Source organism: uncultured Microscilla sp. (assembly GCF_947493425.1).
Classification (GTDB): domain Bacteria; phylum Bacteroidota; class Bacteroidia; order Cytophagales; family Microscillaceae; genus Microscilla.
Genome location: NZ_CANLRP010000251.1, coordinates 1 through 8,808, shown reverse-complemented (window position 1 = coordinate 8,808; position 8,808 = coordinate 1). Strand labels below are relative to the sequence as shown.

The window sequence follows — 8,808 nt, the reverse complement described above, 5'->3', positions numbered from 1 at the left end:
TTGGCTAATTAACCTAATGACTGCGGCTTCTCTTAATGGGAGACTTAAATGCCTCCCCCAAATGTCTTAGAACTAGACATTTTTTATGCGCTCGCTAAAGGTGTATAAACCATATTTGGTACTAAAAGGAGCACCTAATGCCCCCCTCAAGCTCTGTGTGAGGCTACTGCTACTAAATTGGTGATTAATTTTTATATGTTTGCCTTCCTTGGCTTTGTGTACCTTTACCCCAAAGCCCTTTTTAATTTTATAGATTGCTTTCAATGGATTAAACTTCGCGTTCCAGGTACGCCCCTTGGCACTCTTTTTCATATCAAGACCAGAAAACCCAAAAGCACTGCCGCCAATGCCATAAAAAGACATCAAGCCAGTGTAGTTGTTGTAGCGTAAAGTACGAGTATAGTTCAAACTCAACTTGGCCTTTTCTACGTCGGGGAGCAGATCAGAGTCTACATAAGTCATGAAAGGCTCTAGGTTTCTTGGATTAGCTATTTCCTTAGGTATTTTAAACTTTTTCTTGCCAAAATACTTCAGCCCCCTTCCCAGAGTAGCACTTGCCGTCCAGTTTACCGGAATTTTGTTAAACTGTTTGATGGGCACCCCCTTATAGTCATCAGGAAATCCCCGCACATTACGGTTAATAGAGCCAGGGTTGAGCGTCCAGCCATAGCCTACCCATGAGGCTTCCTCTTCTGAGTTGGCGCCACTATGGTAAGCCAATGACATGGCATAGCCTCCCCCATCGGGTCCAGGAATCTGCAACACGGGCAAGTTATAGGTAAAGTCACCAGTAAAGGTGTTGACCATATTGGTGGTGGCTACCGGCTCGAAACTGGCAAATTCAGGAGACGAAGGTCCCGAAGTAAGCGCCAGTGCCAGCGTAGCGAACACAGTATCTATCAGTATATTTACCGCCAAAAATACGGCCGTAAACCTGATCACTTTTTGCTTGAATCTTTTCATTCTTTGGCGTTTCATCACGGTATTGGTTTTATTTGTCCAGATAGGTTACCTGGGGTAAGTTGTCTAAATCTTTTTGGTGAAATACAAAGTGGTGGATGCCTGTACCAAAAAACTGATCGGTAAAAATAATGTCCAGCTTCCGGGCGTTTTGCGGCACTTGCCTACGGTCAAATACCAGCATAATGTTGCGTCCCTGGCTCAAACTGTAGGTATTCTCCAAGTGAGCAATGCCAGGACGAATTTCTTTACCATTGGCTTTGATGGCAATGTATTTTGCCATGTTGAAGTTCATATCCATTGCCCGCTGCTTGTAGGCGGCATAACTGCTCACCTCTTGGTACATAATGTCTTGCCTACCTGACTGGCTTACCGGAGATAGGTTGAGCACAAAGGTCAAGTTGTCTCGCTCTGATTTCAACAAGTCATCTGCCTTTTGAGGGCTCTTATGTGCCAATTCGCGGCTTGCCTGCAGTTCAGGGGGCATGTATTTCATCGTGAGGCGATACAACCCTACCTCCTTACTTTTTACCATACCATTAGTGGGGTTATTCACCCATTGGTACAGCGCCCGCTGAGAGTCGATACTCGCCTGACAACCAGCATACAGCCAAGCCATGCCAATGAGTATCATGGCGTGTTTAATCTTTGAGATCATTGTTGATAATTTTTATTGAGTGCAGTCAATACTTCATCGGTAATGTCATAAGCATGGCTGGCGTACATCAAGTTGCCAGTTTCGGTGGTGCCCAACACAATTTCATAGCCTTGGCTTTTGGCGTATTGCTCTACAAAGCTGTTAATCTGCTTGAGCGCCCCACCAAACAATCGGTCTTCTTCTTCTTTTGCCTTGGTTTGCATATTGAGCTGGTACCTGTCCAGGTCGGCTCGTCTGCGTTGAACCTCTACCCTGAGTTGTTTGCGTTGGGCTTCGTTGAGAGTGGCTTGCTGGGTTTGATAAAACTTTAGGGTGGCTTCTAGTTTGTGTTGCAAAGTATCAGCATTTATTTGCCAAGAGGCAAGCTTTTTCTGGTAGTTTCTTTGGGCTTCTTTTACCCCCAAATACTTTTCTACCAAATAGGCAGAACGCACATAGGCAATCGTGGGGGTAAGGCTCGGCTTCCAGGCGAGGTATCCGATAATCCCCACCAAAATGATTAAATTGGTGATATACAGCGTTTTCATAGGGTTATTTGGTTGTAAAGTTTACTTCATAATTTTTTCCTTTCGGCGTGCTCACTTTCAGGGTGTAAATCTGGTGCTTGGTGCTTTTCTTCCGAAAGGCGGCATACTTTCTCAGAGGAATAGTGTATTGCCCCTCGGTGTTTTTCACCTTTACTGGTACAATCCTTTGCTGGGTAATTGACTTGCCTGTTTGATTGACAATGGCAAATTGTAATTGAGAGATTTCTTGGTGGCTACGTGTACCAAGGGCAAAGCGAAGCTCATAATCTGGCACGAGGTAAAATCGTGTATCGTCAGGTTTTTCCGACCACAACGTGATACAGGTAGCCGTTTGGGGGTTTGCCATCCGAAACACATTTACCTCGCCGGGTAACTTGCGTAACACCGACACTTCGTTTACTCCCTCTCGGTAATGCGCTGTGATTTGCCAGGCGTATACTTTGCCTTGCTTGAGGGCAGGTGCCGACACAGGGTAAGTAAACACTGGCGTTTTAATAAAGGCTTTTCTGAGTATCAATGGGTTTGCCTGAATAGCCGCCTGCGCAGTTTGACCTGCCAATACTTCTACCAGTATCAGTTCATAGGTAGTAGTACTTTTGTGAGGGTACATGGGTATCCAGCTAAATGTAGGATAGGTATGGTGTATGACGTGCCCCGGCACCGGAAATACAGCACGAGGCGGCGAATATGTTTGAGCATAAGTTTTGCCCGGTAGAAAAAGCAACATTACAAAACCTGTAATGAGCATAAACACTGTCTTTTTTGAAGATTTCATTTTTTTATATTTGAAAACTATACATTACATCTAATAGGCTAACTTTTAGTGCAAACCGAAGCATTAAGCATTCATTTTACCTCTTTATTTTTTTGCGCTATTTTTTTAGTTTCTCTGTTATACCATACTCAAGGCAGGCTTTGCAAAGGATTACGAATTTTATGGAATTAACATAAATAACTGACTATCAATATCTTATATTTTTATTTTTTTCTGCAAAAAGACAAATTTGTGAATGGCTTGGTCAGCTATTGTCAACCTTGACATAAAGCGAAGTGGGAAAATATTGGTTGGGGTAAGTAGTAGGCAGGTGTAGTAGGTACTAGAAAACAGATTGAAATATTACATTCTCAAATGAGCATAAACTCCCGCTCTTTTAAGTCCTAGACAATGCGTCATTAATAATTGCAGAAAAACCTTCTACCCTCGTTTTTTCACGCCGTTGCTTGTGTCTTCACAAGCAACCAAAAGAGCTGAGTAGCAAAACATCTCAAAATACTAAGGGGCGACAAGCAATGAAATTTACTACGCCAGGGCAACCATAAAGAATTGCCCTACAAAAGGCATTTGAATGGGTTTTGACGTTGCTCTTACGCCGTTGCTTGTGTCTTCATAAGCAACCCAGACAATAATCACAGAATAACCTTCTTCCGCCATCGCTTGTGTCTTCACAAGAGACCAGACTGTCTTTGGGTGCTTTTTTTTAGAGGCTCAATCAGCGAGTGGAGACACTCACTGAGGTGGTGGCGGTATTTTTAGGGTGAATTTTCTACACTTGTTTGCTTAACCTGACGGCTATGGTGTCTTCACAAGCAACCAAAAGTGCGTCATTAATAATCGTAGAACAACCTTCTAACCTCGCTCTTGTAAGCCTTCCGGAGGGGACTTGAAAGCCTAAATACAGGGAAGTCTCCAAACTTCTGCCCGGCGGGAAGACTTGACACAGCGGGAGAAGCTGATCAAAATAAACATTTTAGAGTAAGGCTATCACACCTATCTTATGTCCAATGCCTTAAGCAAATCTTTGCGATACCGTTTGCTCATGGGTACTATATAGTGTCCTAGTACCTTATCCTCTAAGTAAATGCACTATTTATTTAGGATGAGATTTGTTCTCTGACAAACTTCAAAAATTGAGCATAGCCATAGCTACGCGATATTTTTTAAGTAAAGTCAGGGCGCGAATATCGCCGAAATAATGTGTCAGGTATTTAGAGGTTGAGGTACTAGTTGCACCTCATTTTTTTCCAGGTCTGCATTGTCCACTTTAGCCAGGTTAACTATATACGACTTATTGATTTTGAGAAACTGATGATCGGGCAACTTTTGGCTTAGTTCTTTAAAAGTCATTCTTACCTTTAGTGGCTGGTCTTTCAACATAATGGTGGAATAATTACGGTCTACTTCCAGGTAATAAATATCAGGAATGTTTACCTTCTGTATACGCCGACCTACCTTTACAAAAAAACTGTTTTGAATCGCCACATCATTTGCCCACTCGTTCAGGTGGGACGACTTATGGGCGTATTTGTGCAGAGCAAGTTCAATGGCTCTTTGTAGTTGATCTATTTCTACTGGTTTACTCAAATAAGCAAAAGGGTTGGTTTGTTTGGCTCTCGCGAACACCTCTTGGTTTTGAAGCGAGGTAAGAAAAATAACGGGAATCATCAAAGACCGCTGTTTCATTTGTTCGGCCACCTCTATACCATCCATTGTTCCTCTGATGTGAATATCCATGAGCACCAAATCGGGTTGGGTAGCACTCATCAGGCGCAACGCTTCGTTTGCCTCTTGAGCAATGCCTAATGGATGGTAGCCCATATCTTCGAGCATAATCTGAAGCCCTTGGGCAAAAATAGGGTCATCTTCTACAATTAGTATATTCATAAGTAGTGATCGATATAGTTAAAGAAATTATTGGATTAATCTTCAGATAATATTGAGGCATTTGGTTGATTGATTGGCATTTTTTGCCCCCGAAAAGTGACATAAAAAGTACTGCCTTTCCCTGGAATACTATCTACAGTGAGGGTGGCATTGTTGAGGCGGGCAAATTCCTGGCATAAGGTAAGCCCCAACCCCACACCTTGCTCCCCCCGAAGCCCTTCACGGCTTTTTTTACCGCTTAACTCAAACATTTGCTTCAGGGTTGCGGCATCCATGCCTATGCCCGAATCTTGGATGGCAAGCACCAACTCATTCTCTTGATGTTGGGTGGTAATTTCGATAGTGCCCCAGTCGGGGGTAAACTTGGTGGCGTTGCCAATGAGGTTTTGTATCAAACTGGTGACCGAGTGAGGGTCTGCCCATAAGACTTGTCCCTGGGACACCTTATTCTCTATTTGTATATGGTGTAAATCGAGGCTTCCCTGATACGCCGCCATACAATCTTGTACTTGTTGGTACAGGTCGAGTTTTTCTGGTCGCGGAATTACACTTTTTTGTTGTACCATTGCCCAATCCAGTAAGTTGTTGAGCAGACGGTTGAGCTTTTGGGCAGAAGCATCTATTTGTTCGCTTATGGTTTTTACCCTGTCCAATCGCTGCTTTTTGATATGATGATTGAGCAGATAGTTGACCTGCTGAAACGAGGCCAATGGCCCCCTTAAGTCGTGGGCAATGATGCCAAAAAAACGATCTTTGGTGTGGTTCAGCTTTTTGAGATCCGCAGTACGTTCGTCTACCAATCTCTCTAACACTATTCGTTTACGTCTGGCTTGTTGCAACCTCCAGCTATACCCTGCTACTACGGTCAGCAAAACAAACAAGGCTGCTCCCAAACGAAACCAATCGGTTGCCCACCACGGAGGGGTGACCCTTATCTTTAAGGTAACCCCTTCTTCATTCCATACCCCTGCATTGTTCGATGCTTTTACCCTCAGAGTATAAACCCCAGGCGCCAGGTTAGCAAAAGTAATCTCTCGTTGGGAACCCAATTGCACCCATTCCTGATGTAAGCCCTCCAACTTGTAAGCATATTGGTTTTTATTGCTTTGGTAAAAACTCAACGCCGCAAATTCGAAAGAAACTGCCGCATCTTTGTAGCACAAGGCTAACTCTTGTTGTTGGTTCATGGCTTGGTAAAGTGGCATGGCTTGGTTAAATTTCTTAAACTTGGTAATGAAAACAGAGGGAATGTAAGTGTTACTAACCAATTGTTCGGGGTGAAACGCAATCACGCTTTTTTGGCCACCAAAAAACATTTTCCCCCGTTGGTTTTGATAAAAAGCCCTGGTAAGGTTATATTCAGGCAAACCATCTCTTTGATCATAATTAGTGGGCGTTTTACTAACAGGATCAAATTGGCATATTCCGTGGTGAGTAGCCAGCCAAAGCCGCCCCTGCTTGTCTTCGCTTATCGCCTTGATATAGTTACTCGGCAACCCATTTTTTCGAGTATAGTGACGAAAAACCTGCTTTTTGCGATCGAGTAAATTGAGCCCTCCTCCTTCACTGGCAATCCAGAAGTTTCCGTGTTTGTCTTCGCAAAAATCAACCGTACTGTTGTTACTCAGGCTTGTTTCCCTGGTTGGGTCGTGTAGGTATTGGCAGTAGGTCCGTTTTTTTGGGTCAAAGCATACAATGCCACTATGAAAAGTAGCCAACCACAACATCCCTTGACTGTCCTTATAAATTTTACGTATCTCGTCAAGATTGCCTTGTGGGTATTGATAAGCAAATAACTGAAAGGTTTCATTTTTCACATCAAACTTTTGCAAACCATTGTCACACCCAAGCCAAATGATTTGAGGCTCGTTTGGATCAATCAATACAGCATAAGCATTGATCAGATGTTGCTCGTTGGACCCTTTGGGCTTATAACGGGTAAATGTTTCGGTTTTTTTATCAAATTTTAGCAATCCAAACCCTGCCACGGTCACCCACAGAATATGTTCCCTATCCAGCGGATCTCCAGAGATACCCAATGGAACACCACTTGCCGGACATGGGACAGGCTTAAAATAGGAAGCAAACTTATAGGTTTTGTTGGTACCATTGGCAAAAAATGCCGTCAGGGTTTCTTTACCCCCTACCCAAACCGTTCCTTGTGGGTCTGTCAGTATTACATCGGTGATTTTACCCACATTAAAAGTTTTTAATGGCTTGGCAGAAAGCTTGAGCATATACACCCCTGCATTGGTGCCTAGCCACACCTTACCCGATTGGTCGATAAGGGGGTGGTGTACCCAAATATTTTTTTTTGTTATGGGCAATTGATAACTCCCCACAAACCTTTTTTCTTGTGGGTCAAACGCCGACATGCCCCCGGTATTGGATTTCCAGATAAGTCCTTTGTTGTCTTGTATCAAAAAAGAGCGAAAAGAATTGTTGGCTTTGGAGTTTTTAGAGGATGTTTTTACCCGGTCAAAAGTATCTTCAAAAACAGCGGTTTCCCCGGTAGCTATATTTATTCGTTGTAGTTTGTTTGCACTGCAGCGGTAAATCCACAGTTTGCCTTGAGCATCTTTCACTATTTCTTGAGTATCGTATGCTTTGGGGCGCTTAAAGCGAGTCGCTTGTGAGGGGGTAATAAACTTGCCTTGGTGCTTATCAAAAACCGCCACATCTTTTCTCCTTATGTTAAGGTATAAGTATCTTCCCGAAGCATCTTCCTGAACACCAGAGGTGTATTGAAACTTGTTTCTTTGACCAAAAGAAGTGACTTTATGAGTATTTGGATCGATTTTTTTTAAAATCAAGTGCTCGGTAATTACCCACACAAAACCTTGTTTGTCAAGGTGTACTTTAAGAATACAGCCGTCCTGAGGTTGCCCAATGTGGGGGATGGGTACTTGCCTGAAGCATTCGGTGATTGGATCAAAAACATGAAGCCCTCCATTAAACGTGGCTACCCATAGTTTGCCATTTTTATCTTCTACGATAGAGGTAATGCCATTGTCGCGGATGCTGCAACTGTCAAACGGGGTAAACTCATACACCTTAAACTCATAGCCATCATAACGATTGAGCCCCTCATTGGTACCCAACCATACAAAGCCCTTGCTGTCTTGTAATATCGCCTTCACTTGATTGTGGGCTAAACCGTCGTTGGTGGTCAGGTGTTGATAACTGGGGTGATTGTTTTGACCAAAAGAGGTGATAACACAGCCCATGACAGTGATGAAGCAACTCAATATTTTTCTCATAGAGGTTATTCCCTTCTTCTTTTATAAAAGCTTGTTTAAAATTAATGATCTAGGCTAAAAAAGTAATTTTTACGCGCTAACTTCGGTAATTTTTGCGCCAATAGCTTTAGCTATTCGCTTAAAAATGTATCTCATTAGCACAAAAAACTCATCATTTTTAACTCTGAAAACAAAATTTAAACAAGCTCTAATTCTAAACTGAGGCGTTAACTATATAATGCAAAATTAACAGATAACCCCTAGTTTTACCCTGACATGTAGGAAAAACCACCAATTCGTTACCTTTGTCCCTCATTTCGCTTACGTTGTCCCTCATCTAGTCCACTTTATCCCACAAAAAGTTGCCTCGCCTTCCTTAAATAGTCCTTACAGTACCAGTTTTTTACAAAAAAGTACAATAAAAATTTCTCTTTAACCCTCATATCCCACCAAACTGCCTTTTCGTCCCCTGCTTTGGGAAAGCCCTGCTACTACTCCTTGTTTTGTACAAAAACTAGCGGGGGGCTCCCGAAAACCCAGCAATAGAGTAGGGATTTGTATCACTAAATAATTACAAAACATGAAATTTTTAAGATTTACATTATTAATGGCAGGGCTATGTGTCTTGAGTTTTTTTATGGAGGTGAAGGGGCAAAAAACTGGTCTAATATGGAATGATGGTAGTCTAGTGTTACTTCAACTTTGGTTATTAGGGTATAGTTTTTATATTAGCATCCAAAAGGATATGTCACAAAAGAAATA

Annotated in this window: 8 protein-coding genes; 1 reads left to right on the top strand and 7 read right to left on the bottom strand. The window is 42.5% G+C overall.

Translation table 11 applies throughout. The annotated features are described in order from the left end of the window. Window positions 1-72: 72 nt before the first annotated feature. The 7 genes from Q0954_RS31420 to Q0954_RS31390 form a co-directional block, all read right to left on the bottom strand. Window positions 73-963, bottom strand: a complete 891-nt coding sequence (locus Q0954_RS31420) for a hypothetical protein (protein ID WP_299465099.1) — start codon at window positions 961-963, stop codon at window positions 73-75. A gap of 28 nt (window positions 964-991) precedes the next feature. After that, window positions 992-1,618 carry a hypothetical protein gene (locus Q0954_RS31415; RefSeq protein WP_299465096.1) on the bottom strand — a complete coding sequence of 209 codons (627 nt, stop codon included), beginning with the start codon at window positions 1,616-1,618 and terminating at the stop codon, window positions 992-994. Next, complete coding sequence (locus Q0954_RS31410) at window positions 1,615-2,145, bottom strand: OmpH family outer membrane protein (RefSeq protein ID WP_299465093.1); 531 nt, start codon at window positions 2,143-2,145, stop codon at window positions 1,615-1,617. The genes Q0954_RS31415 and Q0954_RS31410 overlap by 4 nt, the downstream gene beginning before the upstream one ends. A 4-nt stretch (window positions 2,146-2,149) precedes the next feature. Then, the gene (locus tag Q0954_RS31405; RefSeq protein ID WP_299465090.1) at window positions 2,150-2,920 is read right to left on the bottom strand and encodes a hypothetical protein; all 771 of its coding nucleotides are present in this window, start codon (window positions 2,918-2,920) and stop codon (window positions 2,150-2,152) included. A gap of 525 nt (window positions 2,921-3,445) precedes the next feature. Continuing rightward, window positions 3,446-3,592: a hypothetical protein gene (locus tag Q0954_RS31400; protein ID WP_299465086.1), complete on the bottom strand. Its 147-nt coding sequence runs from the start codon at window positions 3,590-3,592 to the stop codon at window positions 3,446-3,448. Window positions 3,593-4,123: 531 nt separating this feature from the next. Then, on the bottom strand, window positions 4,124-4,807 hold the full coding sequence (locus Q0954_RS31395) for a response regulator (RefSeq protein ID WP_299465083.1): 684 nt from the start codon (window positions 4,805-4,807) through the stop codon (window positions 4,124-4,126). Between the two features lie 35 nt (window positions 4,808-4,842). Next, entirely contained in the window at window positions 4,843-8,067 is a 3,225-nt protein-coding gene (locus Q0954_RS31390; protein ID WP_299465080.1) for a two-component regulator propeller domain-containing protein, read from the bottom strand. Between the two features lie 559 nt (window positions 8,068-8,626). Here Q0954_RS31390 and Q0954_RS31385 point away from each other — a divergent pair. After that, window positions 8,627-8,808: hypothetical protein (locus tag Q0954_RS31385; RefSeq protein WP_299465077.1), on the top strand; the 182-nt coding region annotated here is incomplete at its 3' end.